Here is an 18,344-nt window from a genome sequence, read left to right on the forward strand (position 1 = left end):
GTCCACCGTCCACCGAAGATCCCGCTGTGCGCTTAAGAGCGAGGACCCGCTGGTCGCTGAAAGAGCCGCTGCACGCTTAAGAGCAGAAAACCCGTTCTACGCTGTGAAAAGCCAAAACCCTGGACATGCCTTCAACGCTCTTTTTCATTCTTTGTCAAAGAAGAGAGAACGGCTAACGCAGAATCGTTCCCGCATCTTGGAACTGATTTTTCCTTTCGGAGAACGGAGAACCGTTTACATATAACCGTTCCTGCAACTTGCATCATGGAACTTGCAACTCTCGGTCTTGGAGAACGGAGAACCCATAACGGACAACCATTTTCTTATTCAACTCGCAACTTGTCACTGGCAACTGTTTCAAAGATCGAGATTCTGACCAGCATGTCAGAATAACGGGATGAGGTTAGGGAAGGGTTTCGACTTTGCGTCACCAGGAAAGAGAAATGAAGATCGGATCTGAAGGATCGGAGCGCACGACTCTGCTTATGCAGACCAGTCGGGCTTTGCCCGACGGCATTGCACACAAATATACTAGTCAGTGCAATTCGTTTTGTTTCAATAGTGGCTGACTTCAATATTCTGGCCGTCCCGTGGGCGAAGCGAACTTCTCGAAAGGATTTCTCTCGTCTCCTCTCGATCTTATCGGTGAACGCGTCCTTGCTTTCGGACGGTCAACGACTCTTCATTTTCAGTGTCTGCTTAAACGAGTGTGGACTGCGACTGGAATGAAAACTCGCGTGCCTCCGAATTTTTCCTGAAGTGACTTACCTAATTCTTACGGTCTCGTCTCTATCGACATTTCCCTTGGAATCATGAATCACTAACTTGCCTTCAGGACTGCTGCCAGCTAACTCCGAAGCAGCGGTAATTGTATCGACCTTTTCGTCAAACCGATTAATGATTCTCTCTTCACTTTCGTGATCGACTATCCAGGATCCTTAGTTGGTCTCACATGGTAGATGTCTTCAATAATCTCTTCACTAATACTCGGAATCTTGCGTAGTTCTTCATGGTGATCCATGAAATATACCTCCTACACATCACTGACAAATCATAGAACTGCGAAGTTCAAAAGCTCATCCAATGTCGCTCTCGGAACTCGACTCTCTTGCGAACAAAGCGGCGCCGTAAGCTCCCATTATATCGGGTATTTCGGGGATGAGGATCTCCGTTCCAAACAACTTATTCAAAGCCTCCACTACCCCGGGGTTTCTCGCAACCCCTCCGGTGAAGACAAGAGGTTCTGGAGATCCCAATCTTGAATACATCGCTCCCACTCTTCTTGCTATCGCCTTGAATAGACCGGCCGAAATATCCTCAATTCTTTCTCCCAATCCTATCAGCGAAACAACTTCAGACTCGGCAAATACAGTGCAAACCGAACTGATCGAAATGTCCTTCTTTGATTTTCGGGCAAGCGACGACATCTCTTCGGTGCCAAGCTCAAGAGCAGAAGCCATCACTTCAAGAAACCTTCCCGTTCCGGCGGCGCACTTATCATTCATTGCAAAGTCTTCTACACTTCCCCCGGAATTCAATCGGATAACTTTGCTGTCCTGACCGCCTATGTCGATGATTCCTCGGGCTTCGGGGTAGAGTTCGAAAACGCCTCTGGCGTGACATGAGATTTCTGTGATCTTATCACTTGCAGATGATACGAGCAGCCTTCCATAGCCCGTAGAAATGCACTTTCCAATTTGATTTCCATTCTTGCGGGAGAATTCGGTCATCTCCTGTATAAGAACTTCTGCTGTATTCGAGGCCCTAATTCCCGTTTTCAAAGTCTTCGAGAAGAGTATCCTGCCGTTCCCGTCAACCAGAACGCCATTGGTAGTCGTAGAACCTGAATCAACTCCTGCGTAAATCACCGTACTTCCCTCCTCAGCATGCGATACTGATCTGAAGTCACTCTTCTCCATCAAAGCCCCGATTCTTGTGGTCAGCTGTCCATCTGAATTTAGAGGAAAATCGAGTTCAACTCTGTAACTCTTTCCGTTGTCGCCGGCACGAACAAAGTCGAAGAAGTCGCAAAACTTAGGAACCACAAAGACAGTCGCATCTGCTCTGTCATCTGAAGCTGGAAATGGCTCGGAGAAGCGACCACAAGGAGATCTCCACCTCAGCAGACGTTCGGCAATCGCAACCAGTGGTTCGATGTTATCGGCGGTCTTGCTAGAAAACGGTCTTCTTCCCAGGCAGGTCTCATTTGATACTGTTATTGCGCCGGCCTTCTCCACTGCATTATCGAAGCTTTTCAGATCAGTCACTCCGCCGCTAAGTGCAATCCGTTTTCCCGGTCCATCGCTCTTGGCAATAGAAGGGCTCACTTCGGCTTTCCTGCCATCTAGCGCCGAAAGGTAAAGCCTTGATAACTCCGTCCCTTCAACCAGCATTTCATTTGCCTGCACATACTCCACAATATCGTTGAATCGGTTTATTCCAGTATGCAGGTCAACTGTAATACCGGAGTTCTGGAGGAAAGCTGTCAGACCGACAAGCTCGCGGCAAAGGAATTTCACCGCGTCAGCATCTCTCTTCCACGGAAGTCTGAGGATGAAAACCTTGGCTGACGAAAGCTCTGAGAGAAGATCTCCGACTCTGCGCATCGCATCACAAGAGTCGGCTATCAAGAGACAATCATCTGAATTCAGTTCCATCCCTTTTTTGTAGACGGTCTTTGCATAACCGCACAAATTGCATCCAAGTTCGTGACAAGAGGTCGGAGCAGAGGAGGTGATTCTGTGGAATTCACAGGCGCTTCCGAGCATCACTTCCATTGGTATGTAGCTGCATGAATAATAGATCATCTTCTCTTCTCCACAATTTCCAGGAATGCTTCTGTCCTAGTCCGCAGCTGCCCGGCTCCCTGAGATGAATGGTCAACACAGTCACCCGTCAACTCAAGAAAGGAAATTCTCTCCTCTTCGAATATACTCTTCAAGTAACTCACTCCTCCGGCCGACTGTCTGCATCCCCAGTGAGAAAAGTGGATCACTCCATCTACCCTAAAGCTGCGTGCAAGATCCAGGCAGAAGTTTCCACGATCGACCACGCTTCCACAAAGAGGATTATAGACAAGTTTCTCTGCGAGACTCTCAAGTGGTCGCTGTGGATCAACCGGATACATCCAGTCCCACATGAGCTCACTGGCAACCACGAGGTTCTTCGATCCCGGAACGAAGAGATTGAAAAGCTCATTATCGTAATAGGGAGGAATGTGAAGCCAGAGGATCTTCCTCGCGTTTTCGGAAATCGCTTCAAGCCTTTCGTGGATACCTCTGGAGGCCGCCGCAATTCTCCCATCCCCGGCCAGAGTATGAAGTACATACAACGAGTTCATGTGTTCATACAAGTGCTGAGGCAGATACGAGTCTTCCGTTCTGGCTTTCGACTCCTCGAGGTTTTCCATGAGTTCTCTTTCATAAGACAATCTCAACGACAACTCATCCATTTTGAAGGGGGCCCCTGTGATTTCTTCGATCGTGCCGACAACTTCTTTCAGTTGCGAGAGAACGTATCCTACAGCCTCACTCTTTCGACCTCTTGGCACATCTATCAAAATGAAAGGAACATCGTATTCCTTGGCTATTCTTTTGAAGGTTGGAAGATTTCCATCGCAGAGAATGCTTGTCGTCATCACCAACTTTGGCGGGGGGAGAAGCTTTCTCATAGATACTCCAACAGAAGCTCTATGAAACGTACAGAGGGAGTCGCTTATTCCCGCCTGTGAAGAATATGCTATCGCCGTGTCCTCAAGATGCATCGACGAAAGCGCTCCAGAAATGCCTTCGGCAGAGACGGGGTTAAGACCCGCAGAAAGAAGAAGCTCAGAAGGGGCCATGAGATTCACCCACACGGTACTGATACCCTTTATTGCAAAATAGACTTCCTCAAGCGCTAGATGATTGACCGTATTGACAAATCGAGGTCGACCCCTGTCTGGAAAATGCCTTCTTCTGAGGTTCTCAAATCCCATGCCTAACTGAAGCCATTTCTTGAACTTTTCGGTATCATCTATGTAATTTCTTAGAAAGCTTCCGAATTTCACACTCTTTCGCGACATCTACTATACTCTCGCTCCTGCCACAATGAATTGCTGTTATCAACCCATTGTCCCTTTGAGTCGGGATATTTGACTGAACTCAATTATAACCTCTTACGAACAAAGAGTCTGATAGTTCACCGGTCAGCTACTTCGCGCCCGCGATATGCTTGATCACTCTGAATCTCTTTCTGCATGACTGGGCGGTATTGACCCGCTCTCTCCAAACAGGGCAAAGGAAAGGGATTTCCGAAAGTGATAGCCGTATATCGCAAATTCCACCGACAGTGGGAAAAGCGACGGCTTAAAGAAGGCCGTCCACAGTAACAGTAGCCAGTAGTGTATTCTGCCTCTTTCACGGATTCCAAGTACCCATAGGGACTTCAGAAAAGCCTTAAGACTATCGGAAAGGGGTCTTACATGTCTAGGTGTATTAGGTTTATAGTTCTTAAGAAAGGTAATGACTCTCTGACGGTAAGGTTTAGGAGCGTAGATGCTCTTAAGTATCTCATAGTAACCGTCTTCAAGGTTCTTGAGTCCCATCTTAGGAACTATGTTAGTCAGAATGCTTGTGTTATTTCCAGAGAACTCCGATGCGATCCTGTTCTCTTCTTTCAACCTCATGAAGAGTCTTGTACCTGTAGGCGCAGTGAGGACACCAACCATTGCCGTCACTATACCGCTCTTCTGAATGAAATCGATCATGTTTCTGAATACCGAAGGCTTATCGTGATCGAAGCCCACAATGAATCCGCCCTGAACCTGCAGCCCAAACTGCTGCATCTTCTTTACAGATGAGAGTAAATCTCTGTTTCGATTCTGATACTTACCGCATTCAAGAAGGCTTTCCTCCTCGGTAGTCTCTATGCCGACGAAGACGGTTCCAAAATTTGCGTCGACCATGAGTTTCATGAGTTCATCGTCATCCGAAAGATCAATTGAGACTTCTGTATTCAGTACAAAAGGATAATTCCTCTCTTTCATCCATTCGGCTACTGCCGGAAGAATCTCTCTCTTCAGCTTCGTCTTGTTGCCGATGAAATTGTCGTCCACAATGAAGACTCCCCCGCGCCAACCAGCCTCATATAATGCTTCCATTTCGGCAGTGAGTTTTTCCGCGCTCTTCGTCCTGGGAATTCGTCCGTTTAGCAGAACAATGTCACAGAACTCACAATTATAAGGACAACCTCTGGAATATTGAATGTTCATTGAAGAGTACTTTCTCATGTCAAGAAGCGCCCAGTTTGGAATGGGGCTGGTTCCGATATCTGGAAAGCCGTCAGATCTGTAAATGTGCTTAGCCTGGCCTTTCTCTAAATCATGAAGAAACGGAGCCAGAGTCATTTCTGCCTCGCCAAGAACAAGATGATCGACTTCACTGAACTCCTCGGGTCTGGTTGTGAAAAGCGGCCCGCCCGCTACAGTTTTGACACCAAGCTCTCTGCACCTTTGAATGACCTTCTTTGCCGAGTCAAGCTGAATGTCCATCGAGCTAATCATTACGTAGTCGGATTCTGTGATATCTTCATCACGCAGAGTGTCCGTGTTCATATCGATGAGCTTCTTCTCCCATTCTTCGGGCAACATGGCAGCAACGGTCATGAGACCAAGTGGGGGATACGCCGCTTTCTTAGAAACAAACTTCAAAGCATGCTTGAAACTCCAGAATGTCTCCGGGTATTCAGGGTAAACCAACAGAACTCTCAAGATCTCACTTCCTTTTTTCTTAAGATACCCATGACTCTGTTTCCGTAATAGAACGTTCGCGCGAAACAGTTCAATCTGCGGGATAAGAGACTGCGAAAACTGCCGTGACATTACCTAGAGTTGATTTGACCTCATTGTTCAGCTGTCGGTCTAAGTCACTTTACCGTAGTTGTTATAACGAAAGAGTATTCTCATTGAAAACATGGACTCGATTACTTATCCCGCTGTAATATCAATTTTACCACGCAGGCTAGTCAAGAGAACTCGCCAGCATACTTGAAACGCTTTGTCTCAGCGAATTCATGACGAGAATCCTTGGGTCATGACGAGATGCCGCTTCTTTGACATCGTCCTGGTCGAATGGTTAAAATCCTCAGGAGCTGCTGCATGACGGCGAGAATTGCGCAATCAATAAGGACCAGTTTATCTCGGCATCTCTCTCTGTTCAACAAGAACGACTCATAGAACCCACCCCTTACTATTTCGTGAGAGTCACCCAACCTGGCTACAAGAGAGTTAAAGGTTTCGGTTTTCCAAGACCTCGCACAAAGCCGAATTGTCAAGAGAGGCTTGTCCAATTGCCTAGTTTTTGTTTCTTAAATGGTGCATCAGACCATTCCCACCTCGCGAAATTCTCGGCAAATGCTTCACTTACATTGAGTTTCTTGGATTCGCGCTCCCGGTTCAAACGAGAAGCCTATCCCCTGAAAAGGCCTCCACTCAAATTAAATCCACGAACTCTTCTCTCGCAACGAAGAGCGCGGGCAAAGCTTGATCCTAAATCGCATCAAATAATTCGATATATTTACAGAAAGCGTTTATCAAAGATCGCTATATACTTCTTCACCTTCAATGAATACTCTCTCTGCCTTCGCCGAAAGGTTGAATGGATGATCAGTCCAGATAGCAATATCTGCGTCTTTTCCAACTTCAAGTGATCCAACTCTCTCATCTATCTTCAAAATCTTCGCAGCATTTATCGTCACCATCTTGAATAGATCGTCCTCTTTGGAGCCGTAACGTAAAGCCACACCGAGTTGAACGTTCGTATTTTCAAGAGGAATGACTGGATGATCACACATGAAAGCTGCCAGGACGCCTTTTTCGTTGAGTATTCTTGGCGCATCGTAACTCATGTCCTTAAGCTCGAGTTTCGTTCGAAAACCGAAAATAGGTCCAAGAACAACCGGAACATTGTTATTCTTGAGAAAATCTACTATCTTGTAGCCTTCAGTTGCGTGCTCCACAACAAGATCAAAATCAAACTCCTTTGATAGCCTTACTGCAGTCAGAATATCATCCTGTCTGTGAGCGTGAATTCTTGCGGGGATTTCCTTCTTGAGCACTTTTTCTCCTACCTCAAGTTTCGGGTCTATATCCGTGAAGGGCTTTCCCTCTTTCTCAGCAGCCTTCTTCTTCTCAATGTAGGCCCTGACTTTTGTGAAGTAACCACGGATAACAGCTGCCGTTCCCAGTCTAGTGGAAGGCGTTTTCTTGAAACCTTCTCCGTAGACTCTCTTGGGGTTCTCTCCTGTCGCCATCTTCAAACCTGCTGGAGCGCGGACAACCATGTCGTCGACTATCAGGGTTTTCTTGAACTTGAAGATAGCGCCCTGACCCCCGACCGGGTTCGCACTACCGGGAACAACCATGACAGTAGTGACTCCTCCTGATAACGCGCGCTTTATTGCGGCATCCTGAGGATTAAACGCGTCAACGACTGAAACATCGGGAGTAAGAGGATCTGTCGCTTCGTTTCCATCTCCGTAATAGCCGCCTACACCCTCTTCATAGATTCCAATATGAGAGTGGGCATCAATGAAACCGGGGAAAATATACTTTCCCGAAGCATCAATTACCTCTGCATCAGGTTCCTCTATTCCCTGGCCTATCCGCTCAATCTTTCCGTTACCGATCAGGACATCGCCTTTGAATGGATCGGATGTGATAGGGTAAACTGTACCATTCTTTAGTAGTATTGACATGAAAGACCTCCTTAGTTCAGTAATATATTTAGATTCTATCAGAAGTGATACGTAATGCACACTTATCGATATGCCGTCTTGTTCTGGAGCCGACTGTCAGGAAGGAGTATATTATGCTTGAAGATGCTGTAGGAAGGGAGTATTCAAGAAACGATCTAGAGAGAAACTGTGCAGAGGCGATGGTTTACGGAGCAAACGAGGAATTCAATCTAAATCTTCCCAAAGAAGCGTTCGACACCATGGGTGCCTTCGGGGGAGGAATGAGAGTCGGAAGCGTTTGCGGTGCAGTAACGGGTTCCCTCGCGGTGATTGGCATTCTTTTCAACAGTGAAGAATTCGAGAAACAAGAGAAAATGAAACGTATCGCCGAAGAATTCCTTGAGGAATTCGAGAAGAGATACGGTCATCTTGATTGCAAAGTACTTAAAGAAAAGTACAGGGATGAAGTTATCGGATGTGAGCCGACCGTAAGAATGGCCGCGAAAGTGCTTGAAGAGATAATCGTCAAGTACGAAAGAGAAAAGACTAACTGATGACGATCAAATGAAAAGAAACGAGAGCATTGCTTGCACTAGAAGAGAAGTGGGGAGACAAATACCACTTGTCAATAAAAAGCTGGAAGGAAAACTGGGAATCTCTTTCAACCTTCTTTCAATATCCAGAGGAACTGAGAAGATTGGTTTATACAACTAATCCCATTGAATCAGTTAATAGACAACTGAGGAAGGTAACGAAGAATAAGGGAGTCTTTCCTACGGATACTTCTCTCTTAAAGATGGCTTATCTAGCAATAATAAATATAACAAAGAAATGGACAGTAAGACCACTTGAATGGTCAAAGATCCTTACTCAACTTGTGATAAAGTATGAAAGATTAGCTAAGTACATAAGCTGATTCTTAAACCCATTACAAAAAAGGGGTTTACACAAAAAAAGAGACAGAACCTTGATTAGTTAAAAAAACGGGGAGCCGAAAGGCTCCCCGACTTACTAAAGGCGTAAATTGCTTCTATTATTCTTCGTCCTCTGAATCATCTGAGTCATCGACTAATTCTTCGGAGGGTTTTTCTTCATCTGAAGAGACTTCGACAGTTTTTTCGGCAGTCGATTCTTTCTTAGTTTCGAGAGCAGCGGCGTTTAGACCCTCTCTGCCCTCAAGAATAGCATCGGCCATGGTATGAACGATCAACTGAATTGCCCTTATGGCGTCGTCGTTTCCGGGGATTATGAAGTCTATTACATCTGGATCACAGTTGGTGTCTGCTATACCGATAACCTTTATGCCGAGTTTGTTGGCTTCTGCAACGGCGATCTCTTCTTGTTTGGGGTCAACAATGAAGATAACATCGGGAAGCTTCTGCATTTCTTTGACACCGCTCAGGTTCTTTCTAAGCTTATCGAGCCTTTTGTTGATCATGCTCTGCTCTTTCTTGGGTAGAGCGGCGAGCTTTCCCGACTCTTCCATTTCTTCGAAGTTCTTGAGAGCCTCGATTCTCTTCTTGATCGTAGCGAAATTCGTCAAAAGGCCACCGAGCCAGCGGCTGTTGACGTAAAAGGAGTCACATCTCTTCGCTTCTTCCTGTACGATTTGCTGAGCCTGTCTCTTTGTGCCAACAAAAAGGAACGTTGCACCTTCCTGAGCAGAATTTCTCACATACTCATAGGCCTCTTCAATGAGCTTAAGTGTCTTCTGAAGGTCTACGATGTAGATGCCTTTTCTCTCACCATAAATATACGGCTTCATCTTGGGGTTCCATCTTCTCGTTCTGTGACCGAAGTGAACTCCGGCTTCGAGAAGCTGTTTCATAGATACTACCGACACAAATACACCTCCGTTTTGGTTTTCCTCCGGCTTTGCGCCGATCGACCCCTACAGAAGGGGCACCGGGATCGACTGCGATTACTGCCGTGTGTTGTCCTCGTCAGCGACGAGATCTCTATATGTGTAACGCTTTGCATTCAACCAAAGGTCTTCGAGAGAATAGAACTCTCTTCCCTTCTTACTGAATATGTGGACGATGAAGTAACCGCCATCTATTACCAGCCAATCATAGCCTTTTCCTTTGTCATAGTAGATGATCTCGACGGTTTCCTTTTCGATGTACTCGAGTATCGCCTCTCGAAGAGCACCCATATGGGGGTCAGAATTGGCGGTTGCTACGACAAAGTAATCAGATAGATTTGACACCTTGGAGACGTCCAGTATTACGATGTCTTCTCCATGCTTTTCATCCAAAATGTCTGCGATCTCCTTAACTACGTTATCCAAATTGATTCTCCTATTCATATCATGGTCATCCGTTGACGGTTCACCGTACTCCGAAAAAACCCTTCAGAAAACGATCCATGCAAAATCACTTCCAGAACCGCGCCAAAATCGATCTTGATTCTCTCTATTCAACAGTGACGCTCTTAGCCAGGTTTCTCGGTTTGTCTGGATCTAGCCCTCTCTTAACCGCGATGTAGTATGCGAAGAGCTGCAGATAAGGTGACATCACCAGCGGATATAGGGGATCGAGAACACGAGGAACCTCGATACGACTGTTCACGGTCTTTGAGACTTCTTTATCGTTCTCTGAACAGATAGCCAGAACCTTTGCATCTCTTGCTCTGGTCTCCATTATGTTGGAAATCATCTTCGACTTCAATTCATCCTCAGGAACTATTGCAAAGACCGGAAAGTCCTTATCCAGTAAAGCTATAGGGCCATGCTTAAGCTCTCCGGCTTGATAACCGCTTGCGTGAATATAACTGATCTCTTTGAGCTTCAAGGCGCCTTCCAGGGCAGTTGCATAGCTATACCCTCTACCCATGTACATGAAATGTTTGAAATCGGAGTATTCCGCTGCCAGTCTTTTACACTGTTCGTTAGCGGCTGGGAGTGTATTCTCAAAAACCGTGGGCATCCCTTCCAGCTCATTAACAATCTTTGCGATATCTGAACTGCTTTGACCTATGATGCTGGAGATGCAGGCTCCCAGAAGAAGCAGGACTGCAACCTGTGCGACGTAAGTTTTGGTGGCTGCCACACCTATCTCCGGACCGGCATTTATATAAATCACTGCGTCGCTCTCTCTCGAAATTGTGGACCCAACAACATTTGTAAGAGATATGATTCTGGTTCCAAGTCTTTTCGCCTTACGAATCCCCTCAAGAGTATCTGCCGTCTCACCTGATTGGGAAATAGCTATGACAAGGTCACTGAATCCTTCCGGCAATCTTCTGTAACGAAATTCTGAAGCCACTTCAACTTCTATCCGAATCCCAGAATAGTCCTGTATGAATCTCTGGAAGACTAATCCTGCGTGGTAACTTGTTCCGCAAGCCAGTACAGTTATCGATCTAGCCTTCGCGATCTCTTCTTTCAGATGATCAACCTCTTTGAACCTGGGAGCTCCATCCTTGATTCTGGACATGAGAGCATTTCTAAGAGTCTGTGGCTCTTCGAATATCTCTTTGAGCATGAAATGATCATAGCCGCCCTTTTCAGCCGAGTCCTCGCCCCAGGTTATCCTAGTTGACGATTTTCTAACAGATGTGCCGTCCAATCTGGATATACTTACACTGCCTGGACGAATTACGGCAAGTTCTCCATCATCAATGAAGTAGACGTCTCTAATATGCTTCAATAGAGGCGTAACGTCTGAGGCAAGATAGCCGCTTTCGCCAGTAGATCCTACGACAAGGGGACTCCCTTTGCGAGCTGCAACGATTACGTCGGGATGGTCCTGATGAACTACGCCAATTGCATACGCACCTTCAAGATCCACCAAAGTATGCCTTACGGCTGAAACAATGTCACCGGAATAATGGTCTTCAATGAGATGGGCTATTACCTCTGTGTCGGTAACCGACTTGAAAATGTGGCCCTTCTTTTCTAGATCTATTCGCAGAACGTCGAAATTCTCGATAATACCATTGTGCACAACCGCTATCTTTCCCGTGCAATCGGTATGAGGATGTGCATTGAAATCGGAAGGCCCTCCATGAGTTGCCCATCTGGTGTGGGCAATTCCCTGAACAACGCTCGAATCCAGCTCGTCTCCAAGAATCTTTTCGAGAGCGGAAATCCTTCCAACGGCCTTCGTTACTCTTAGACCTTCTCGACTGTTCACGGCAACTCCTGCGGAGTCGTAGCCTCTATATTCAAGCTTCTTCAGGGCATCTACAAGCTTTCTTATTGTGAGGTCTTCTCCAACCATTCCAACAATGCCGCACATACTACTTTTCTCCAATCTTCATTTCGAGGCTCTTAACTAGATCGCCCTTGACTCCCTGGTAAGCAACTCTAATTGCGTTCTTTATGGCGAGGGCATTAGAATTGCCGTGGGCCTTCACAACGGCCCCTTTAACACCAAGGATGAAAGCACCTCCGTACTCACTCGGGTCCATAGCTCTTTTCAGCCGTTCCAGCGCGCGTTTGAGAAAGAGAGCACCGATCAGTCCGAAAAGACCGCTCCGCTTGATTTCTTTCTTAAGCGTTGCTGAAATCAGCTTTCCCGTGCCTTCCATTGCTTTCATGGCAACGTTGCCGTCGAATCCGCTGCAGACAACTACATCTACATCTCCGTAGTTGATATCACTGCCTTCAACATTCCCAGCAAAATCATCGCCAAGTTCAGCTTTCAGATAGTCGAATGCCTGCTTAGTGAGTTCAGTACCTTTCTCTTGCTCCTCACCAACATTAAGCAACCCAACCTTCGGGTTGGTTCTTCCGAGAAGCTTCGCGTATTCATAGCCCATTCTGCCGAAGTCGCGCAGGTGCTCAGACCTGACTTCGGAGTTTGCTCCGGCATCGACCAGTATGGTGAATCCATTCTTGGAGGGAGTTAGAACGGCGATAGCGCCTCGATCAACGCCTTTTATTCTTCCCACAATGAAAAGTGCGGCGGCAAGAACCCCGCCCGTATTCCCTGCAGAAACAAGAGCATCGACCTTTCCGTCTTTCACCTGCTGTGCGGCTTTGTAAAGAGAGGTCTCCTTTTTTCTCAGCAAAAGAGAAGGCTTCTCCGACATCGGAAAAACCTCTCCCGCATCAACTATTCGAATTCTTGAGCTTTCAGGCGTCTCTTTCAGCAAAGGCTTGAGACTTTCTTCTTTTCCTACCAGAACTATCTCAAGATCGTGAAACTCTTCGAGAGCAAGAAAAGCACCGTCTATGTTAACTTCGGGAGCATTATCTCCACCAAAAGCATCGAGGGCAATTCTTACGCCTTGCATCTGTTACTCACCAATCTCAAGAATCTGTCTTCCTCCATAATAGCCACAGTGCAGGCACACTCTGTGTGGCTGTTTTGGTTCGCCGCAGTTTGGACATGTAGAAACAGCCACTTTGATCGCACTATATGTCTTTGCGCGCTTCAAGCGGGTTCTGCTCCTGCTTCGCTTTTGCTTTGGAACGGCCACTCTAATCCCTCCTATATCTAGCTCTTCAATTTCTCTCTCAGGTCGGAAATAGCCTTGTGCCATTCATCCTGAATCTCTTCCCTCTTCTGGCACGAATGGTTTTGCTCATCGTTAAGGTTTGCTCCACAATATGGACACAGACCTGCACAGTCTTTTTCGCACAGAACCTTCTGAGGAACCTCAACAATTATAGCCTCAATAACGCGTTCTGACAAGTCCAGCAGATCTCCCTCAAGCCTCAGAACATTATCCAGGTCGGCGCTTGTGCCGTCTTCTGCAAAAACAACACTGTCTTGAAGTACGTAGGTGGCTTCAATTGTTCCTTCAATCGGGATTGAGACTTCTTTCAAACACCTTGCGCAGTTCTCTTCGAGGATTGTTTTCACCGAACCTGTTACAATGATCGAATCCTTATCTTTATACAATTCGATGTGGGTCTCTGCAGCGCTTGTCAGCTTTATCTCTTCTGTGAAGTCTGGGTCCAGAACGACATCTATCGTCTTCTTGAATTCGAAGCTGTTCAGATCAACGATTAACTCATGGATTTTCGCCATTTCAATCACCTCTGTGCCAGCAAATACTACATCACTGCTATTTCAATTTACTCACGTTTCATTGAACAAATGAAGAAGATTCCTTCATTCTAGATAACAGGCTACGAGCTATTCGATCGATTTCGTCCATTGTTCTCTCTTCCGGACTGCCGAGATCTATAGAATCAGTCTTCGAAAGTTTGTCCTGTATGATTATTATGTCTGTCGAGAGCCTCGCTGCCTCCGCAGGATCATGTGTAACCATTATCACACTGATTCCCCTCCTCATCCAGATTTTCTGGATGTCTTCCATCAGCCTGTCCTTAATTACAACATCTAGAGAACTGAACGGCTCGTCCAAAAGAATGATATCAGGGTTGAAGGCTAACGCCCTCGCTATATTGACTCTCCTGCACATCCCGCCGCTTAGCTGAGAAGGATACTTGCTCTTATGCTTCTTCAGTCCAACAAATGAGAGAAACTCAACCGGGTCGCACCCAGGTGAGACAATCGAGATATTCTGGGCAGCCGTCAACCACGGGATTAACCTATCGTCCTGGAATACAAATCCCAAGCGTTTGCTGTCAAGTTCAACAGTTCCGCTATCGGGCTTCAGGATACCGCCGATGATTCTCAGTAGTGTGGTTTTACCGCAGCCGGAGCTGCCGAGGATCGTTAGGAAGAAATCACCGTCTATAGAGTAGCTGAAACCATCAATTATCTTCTCCCCGTCAAACTGCTTATGCAGATCTCTAATTCTTAAGTGCATAGCGGGCACTCCTTCCTATTAGCAGATCTAGAAGCTTCTCGGTAAGTATGCCGAGAATCACAAGGATCAGAGTGTAAGCGAAGACTCTGGTAGTGTTTATTGAGTACTTCGCATCGGACATTGCTCTTCCTATACCGGATGCCCCAACCATGAACTCAGCTACTGCGACTGATTTCCACATGATTCCAACCCCCACTCTCATTGACGACACTATGAAGGGAAAGGCAGAGGAAAGATAGATCTTCCTGAGAACAACCTTCCTGGAGAGCCTGTAAACTTTTGCCATCTCTACCAACTTCTTGTCTACGTTTCTGACTCCCTCTGCAATATTAATTGTGAAGATAGGAAATAGCGTAAGCAATACAATATATACTGGAGAAGAGAACCCTACCCCCCACCAGAAGATCGCCAGAGCAAGCCAGGATACGATAGGAATAGACTGGAGAATCACTACCAACGGTCTGAGCAATTCATACAATACATCGATCAGACCCATAAGAAACCCGGTCACCATGGCCATCCCCAGCGCGAGAAAAAGCCCAATAAAAGCCTTTGAGCATGTTTCGACAATATTCGACCAGCCTCTAGCGCTTGAGAGTATTTTCGTGAATTCCGCTATTGTTTCGCCTGGACCAGGCAATAGAAGGTTGCTTGAAACCAGCAGAGATGCGACAAACCACACCAGTAGAAGAAAACCTACCGAGAGAATTGGCGCAAGCTGTTTCCTTCTAGAAGAAGAGAGCATCTAGATCAATATCACCCGTCAGTTCCTGATCGAGTTCCCGCAGCTTTTCAATATATATCGTTGTTTCTTCCCTGGCTTTTTCGGAGTTTGCAAATAGAAAGCCTGCTGTATCCATTGCCTTCTGCAGTACAGGAATGGGGAAGCCACCCATCTTTTCTGACACTATCTCCGCAGTCTTCTCCCTATTAGCGAGCGACAGGCTCATGGACTGCTGGTAAAGGAGAAGGAATGATTCGACAACACTTCTATCGAGAGAACCGCTTACGAATATCCCCGATGTAGGAATGTTGATTCTCCTATCGTTGAAGCTTTCCCATAGATCTTCAATCGGCATGGACCTTATTACACTTTGAACACGAGCCTCGGCAAGAGAAGCAAACGGTTCAGGTACAAGTATGAGCTTGGCTTTTCCGCTCGCAAGAAGCTGCACAGACTCGGCGCCGCCTACGTAGACTATCGACACATCTCTTCCGACTTCATATCCACGGGACTCAAGGGCGCCGCGAAGAATGGTGTCTGCTGTCTGACCGGGTGCCTGCAAGGTATAGATCACCGTTCCTACCAGGTCTTTTATATCATCTATCGGCTTCTCTGTAGATATGAAATAGAAGCCATTCCACATGCTCACTGCCGCGAGCTTAATATCTACTCCAGAAGCTGCCAGCTTAACTCCAACGGTTACGGGAAGAAGGCTTATCTGTGCCCTCCCTGTAACCAGCATTGAAATCGCTTCGTCTACGCTTCTCCACAAATTGATTTCGAGACCCGGGACTTCATTAGAGATATCCGAGGAGAGTAACTCAGCAATCGGAATTAGAGTAGGACCAACTGGATTTATGTAATTGATGCCAAAAGATACGAGGGCTAGAGACACCACTAAAACTGTAATAATGAGTTTCTTCATATAGAACCACCTCCACTAGCAATTATACACTCAATTCGCCTGCCTGACGACGGCTTAACAGCTTTGAAGGCCAAATCGCGAGCCTGAAGCCGAATCAGAACTCTCAGGGCCGATTTCTTCCCGATGAAGGCTAGAATCGCCCTCTATAAGGAGTTTGGTAATTTGAGCTCTGAGTGGTAGAATAATAGCGACATCTCATGCGAAGGGGGGAACAGTATGAACAAAAAAGAACTCATCGCTGAAATCGCTGAGAAAACGGGTGTTACTAAGAAAGATGCTGGAAAGACCCTTGACACAGTGATCGAGATCATCGAAAAGACACTGTCTAAAGGTGATGTTGTGAGACTCGTTGGTTTTGGCACATTTATGGTAGCTTCAAGGAAGGCCAGAAAGGGTGTCAATCCGAGAACCAAGAAGCCCATTACGATACCGGGCGGAAAAGTTCCTAAATTCGTACCTGGAAAGGAACTGAAGGAAAAGGTAAAATAGTGTCGTAGACTCTGCGGCGGCCGGAGTTGCCGCCGCTTTTGTTTTGGAGTGAAAGACTTGAAAGGAATCTGGGTTCTCTTTGTTATCTTCATTATTATTGTGGCTTTGGGTGCTTTCTTGAACATCTACTTTCTCAGGCAGTTTGGCGATGAAATGGTTTCAAGTCTCAGTACAAGGGAAATAGAGAACAAACTTCAGACCATGTCCGAAAGAGTTTCCCAACTCAACCTGAATCTCGACTCACTCTCTTCTCTTGAAGTGAGACAGGATCTTTCGAAGATAATCACCGATTTTCAGGGGATTATTGCAAACCTGAACTCAGTCTCGGCTGCTGTTAGCAGTACTTCCGTTGGGGACTCGTTGACAAATCTCTCAAATGATATGCAAAACATTCGGAATCAGCTCGCTTCACTGGACAGAAGAGAGACTGTAGACTACTCGACCCAGATAGAGGGAATAAGAGGAAAGATTGTCTCTCTTGAGTGGCAGCTGGAAGAGCTCAAGTCGCTTGTAGAATCCAGTATGGTTGATGTCAAAAACGCCGTTTCGGGAACTGTTGTCCCTTACAGTACTCGGAGTGAGTTTTACGAGGAAGAGGTTGGAAAAGGTGTACGAATAAGAATTGAATCTGGCTTCAAAGGAAGTAGCATTATCCATGACAGCGATATCCTTATGATTCTGAACGAAATATATGCCTTGAGGGCAACTAAGATCTCATTAAATGGGAAGAGAATAATGCCATATACTTACGTGCGTTGCGTAGGAGCAACTGTTATAATTGATGATGTACCTACTCAAATTTCGCCTATTGTTATTGAGGTGTTGGGCGATTATGATTATTTGGTTTCCGGTCTGGGTCTCTTGAAGGAGTTTTTCAAGGGCAGGGAGATTGAAATGACTTTTCTGCCTCTTGAGTTTATTACCATTCCCGCGGGAGGGGGTTGATTCAGTTGAAAAAGGTTACCCTTCTTACTCTTCTTATACCTGTTTTCGTGCTCTTCACGGGGTGTAACTCTCCGTTCATTACTAGAGATGATTTTCTTGCAAAGATGGATGCTATTGAAGAGAAGATTGACTCTATTGCTCTTAGTCAAAGGAAGATAGTTGAGCTTGAAGATGCTGTACAGGAGCTTGCCTTTCGCATAAACTTTGTTCAAGCAATAGAGCCCACCTATGCAGGCTATGATGAGCTTGAAGCGCTGAGAGCAGAACTTCAGATAATAAAGAATATGCTTGCTGAATCGGTTATAGACTCCGCCTCGTCTGCAGCAATCGTTAAGACGCTCTATGACAAGATCGACGGAGTATTGATCAGCTCGGTAGAAACCAACATAATGACGCGGGAGATCGACGATCTTAACAGAAAAGTCCAGGCCCTAGAATCTCTGAACTCTTCAAGATACACAGAGCTCGTCCAGAGAATCTCCGAAGTGGGTAGCTACGACAGCTCAATTGATGAGGCGAAATTCGAAGAGCTCCTCAGAAGAATAGAAGAGATAAAGAACACTGAAGTTGTTGTTGTTCAACAGGAGCCTGAGCGAGATGACGGGAAATACGAAGAACTCGTGCGAAAGATCGAGCAGCTTGCAGCAAGAACGGATACTTCAGCCATCGATAGCGCAAGATATGATTCGATTGCAAGGAGGCTTGCAGAACTTGAAGAGACTGTTGGATCGGCCGTTATAGATGCAGAGGTTTTCAACGAACTGGTATTGAGGATTGAGGAAATGGACTCCAGGACACGCGAGCTTGCGGTCAATCTAG

Annotated in this window: 17 protein-coding genes and 2 pseudogenes; 5 read left to right on the forward strand and 14 right to left on the reverse strand. The window is 46.2% G+C overall.

Annotated elements, in window-relative coordinates; all coding sequences use genetic code 11:
* Window positions 1-764: 764 nt before the first annotated feature.
* From B3N33_RS13060 to B3N33_RS09175, 5 genes are all read right to left on the reverse strand, one after another.
* Entirely contained in the window at window positions 765-929 is a 165-nt protein-coding gene (locus B3N33_RS13060; protein WP_214061525.1) for a hypothetical protein, read from the reverse strand.
* 147 nt (window positions 930-1,076) lie between these two features.
* Window positions 1,077-2,807: an acyl-CoA dehydratase activase gene (locus tag B3N33_RS09160; protein ID WP_292593100.1), complete on the reverse strand. Its 1,731-nt coding sequence runs from the start codon at window positions 2,805-2,807 to the stop codon at window positions 1,077-1,079.
* On the reverse strand, window positions 2,804-4,063 hold the full coding sequence (locus B3N33_RS09165) for a 2-hydroxyacyl-CoA dehydratase subunit D (protein ID WP_292593102.1): 1,260 nt from the start codon (window positions 4,061-4,063) through the stop codon (window positions 2,804-2,806). Before B3N33_RS09165 ends, B3N33_RS09160 begins: the two co-directional genes overlap by 4 nt.
* Window positions 4,064-4,216: 153 nt before the next feature.
* Window positions 4,217-5,749 carry a B12-binding domain-containing radical SAM protein gene (locus B3N33_RS09170; protein WP_214079762.1) on the reverse strand — a complete coding sequence of 511 codons (1,533 nt, stop codon included), beginning with the start codon at window positions 5,747-5,749 and terminating at the stop codon, window positions 4,217-4,219.
* 821 nt (window positions 5,750-6,570) lie between these two features.
* Complete coding sequence (locus tag B3N33_RS09175) at window positions 6,571-7,734, reverse strand: amidohydrolase (protein WP_214059791.1); 1,164 nt, start codon at window positions 7,732-7,734, stop codon at window positions 6,571-6,573.
* Between the two features lie 113 nt (window positions 7,735-7,847).
* On the opposite strand from B3N33_RS09175, the gene B3N33_RS09180 reads away from it, so the two are divergent.
* Together B3N33_RS09180 and B3N33_RS09185 are read left to right on the forward strand one after the other, a co-directional pair.
* Window positions 7,848-8,267, forward strand: a complete 420-nt coding sequence (locus tag B3N33_RS09180) for a C-GCAxxG-C-C family (seleno)protein (RefSeq protein ID WP_214059790.1) — start codon at window positions 7,848-7,850, stop codon at window positions 8,265-8,267.
* 26 nt (window positions 8,268-8,293) lie between these two features.
* Window positions 8,294-8,629, forward strand: a pseudogene (locus tag B3N33_RS09185) (transposase); the annotation flags it as partial.
* A 117-nt stretch (window positions 8,630-8,746) separates the two neighbouring features.
* Here the strand turns inward: B3N33_RS09185 and rpsB are convergent.
* From rpsB to B3N33_RS09230, 9 genes are all read right to left on the reverse strand, one after another.
* Complete coding sequence (rpsB, locus tag B3N33_RS09190; RefSeq protein ID WP_214061347.1) at window positions 8,747-9,556, reverse strand: 30S ribosomal protein S2; 810 nt, start codon at window positions 9,554-9,556, stop codon at window positions 8,747-8,749.
* A gap of 78 nt (window positions 9,557-9,634) precedes the next feature.
* Window positions 9,635-10,021 carry a ribosome silencing factor gene (gene rsfS, locus B3N33_RS09195; RefSeq protein ID WP_103133826.1) on the reverse strand — a complete coding sequence of 129 codons (387 nt, stop codon included), beginning with the start codon at window positions 10,019-10,021 and terminating at the stop codon, window positions 9,635-9,637.
* Window positions 10,022-10,127: 106 nt separating this feature from the next.
* A complete protein-coding gene (gene glmS, locus B3N33_RS09200; RefSeq protein WP_292588270.1) occupies window positions 10,128-11,954 on the reverse strand; it encodes a glutamine--fructose-6-phosphate transaminase (isomerizing) in 1,827 nt (608 codons plus the stop codon).
* A 1-nt stretch (window position 11,955) separates the two neighbouring features.
* Complete coding sequence (gene plsX / locus B3N33_RS09205) at window positions 11,956-12,954, reverse strand: phosphate acyltransferase PlsX (protein ID WP_292588272.1); 999 nt, start codon at window positions 12,952-12,954, stop codon at window positions 11,956-11,958.
* A gap of 3 nt (window positions 12,955-12,957) precedes the next feature.
* Window positions 12,958-13,140, reverse strand: a complete 183-nt coding sequence (gene rpmF, locus B3N33_RS09210; RefSeq protein WP_099829059.1) for a 50S ribosomal protein L32 — start codon at window positions 13,138-13,140, stop codon at window positions 12,958-12,960.
* Between the two features lie 17 nt (window positions 13,141-13,157).
* Complete coding sequence (locus B3N33_RS09215; protein ID WP_103133829.1) at window positions 13,158-13,694, reverse strand: YceD family protein; 537 nt, start codon at window positions 13,692-13,694, stop codon at window positions 13,158-13,160.
* Window positions 13,695-13,752: 58 nt separating this feature from the next.
* Window positions 13,753-14,442 carry an ABC transporter ATP-binding protein gene (locus B3N33_RS09220; protein ID WP_292593107.1) on the reverse strand — a complete coding sequence of 230 codons (690 nt, stop codon included), beginning with the start codon at window positions 14,440-14,442 and terminating at the stop codon, window positions 13,753-13,755.
* On the reverse strand, window positions 14,426-15,187 hold the full coding sequence (locus B3N33_RS09225) for an ABC transporter permease (protein WP_214078705.1): 762 nt from the start codon (window positions 15,185-15,187) through the stop codon (window positions 14,426-14,428). Before B3N33_RS09225 ends, B3N33_RS09220 begins: the two co-directional genes overlap by 17 nt.
* On the reverse strand, window positions 15,171-16,091 hold the full coding sequence (locus B3N33_RS09230) for an ABC transporter substrate-binding protein (protein ID WP_292593109.1): 921 nt from the start codon (window positions 16,089-16,091) through the stop codon (window positions 15,171-15,173). Before B3N33_RS09230 ends, B3N33_RS09225 begins: the two co-directional genes overlap by 17 nt.
* A gap of 216 nt (window positions 16,092-16,307) precedes the next feature.
* On the opposite strand from B3N33_RS09230, the gene B3N33_RS09235 reads away from it, so the two are divergent.
* From B3N33_RS09235 to B3N33_RS09245, 3 genes and pseudogenes are all read left to right on the forward strand, one after another.
* The gene (locus tag B3N33_RS09235; RefSeq protein ID WP_103133832.1) at window positions 16,308-16,580 is read left to right on the forward strand and encodes an HU family DNA-binding protein; all 273 of its coding nucleotides are present in this window, start codon (window positions 16,308-16,310) and stop codon (window positions 16,578-16,580) included.
* A gap of 48 nt (window positions 16,581-16,628) precedes the next feature.
* Window positions 16,629-17,525 (forward strand): DUF881 domain-containing protein, encoded by an 897-nt coding sequence (locus tag B3N33_RS09240; protein ID WP_292593111.1) that lies wholly within the window; start codon window positions 16,629-16,631, stop codon window positions 17,523-17,525.
* Between the two features lie 5 nt (window positions 17,526-17,530).
* Window positions 17,531-18,344 (forward strand): annotated as a pseudogene (locus B3N33_RS09245) (metallopeptidase); the annotation flags it as partial.

This window comes from Mesotoga sp. UBA5825 (assembly GCF_002432955.1).
GTDB lineage: Bacteria > Thermotogota > Thermotogae > Petrotogales > Kosmotogaceae > Mesotoga.

Coding starts and splice junctions, on each gene's coding strand:
- B3N33_RS09160 (WP_292593100.1), bottom strand. CDS start 2,807: ATGATCTATTATTCATGCAGCTACATACCAATGGAAGTGATGCTCGGA.
- glmS (WP_292588270.1), bottom strand. CDS start 11,954: ATGTGCGGCATTGTTGGAATGGTTGGAGAAGACCTCACAATAAGAAAG.
- plsX (WP_292588272.1), bottom strand. CDS start 12,954: ATGCAAGGCGTAAGAATTGCCCTCGATGCTTTTGGTGGAGATAATGCT.
- B3N33_RS09180 (WP_214059790.1), top strand. CDS start 7,848: ATGCTTGAAGATGCTGTAGGAAGGGAGTATTCAAGAAACGATCTAGAG.
- B3N33_RS09235 (WP_103133832.1), top strand. CDS start 16,308: ATGAACAAAAAAGAACTCATCGCTGAAATCGCTGAGAAAACGGGTGTT.
- B3N33_RS09165 (WP_292593102.1), bottom strand. CDS start 4,063: ATGTCGCGAAAGAGTGTGAAATTCGGAAGCTTTCTAAGAAATTACATA.
- B3N33_RS09215 (WP_103133829.1), bottom strand. CDS start 13,694: ATGGCGAAAATCCATGAGTTAATCGTTGATCTGAACAGCTTCGAATTC.
- B3N33_RS09220 (WP_292593107.1), bottom strand. CDS start 14,442: ATGCACTTAAGAATTAGAGATCTGCATAAGCAGTTTGACGGGGAGAAG.
- rsfS (WP_103133826.1), bottom strand. CDS start 10,021: ATGAATAGGAGAATCAATTTGGATAACGTAGTTAAGGAGATCGCAGAC.
- B3N33_RS09175 (WP_214059791.1), bottom strand. CDS start 7,734: ATGTCAATACTACTAAAGAATGGTACAGTTTACCCTATCACATCCGAT.
- B3N33_RS09230 (WP_292593109.1), bottom strand. CDS start 16,091: ATGAAGAAACTCATTATTACAGTTTTAGTGGTGTCTCTAGCCCTCGTA.
- B3N33_RS09225 (WP_214078705.1), bottom strand. CDS start 15,187: ATGCTCTCTTCTTCTAGAAGGAAACAGCTTGCGCCAATTCTCTCGGTA.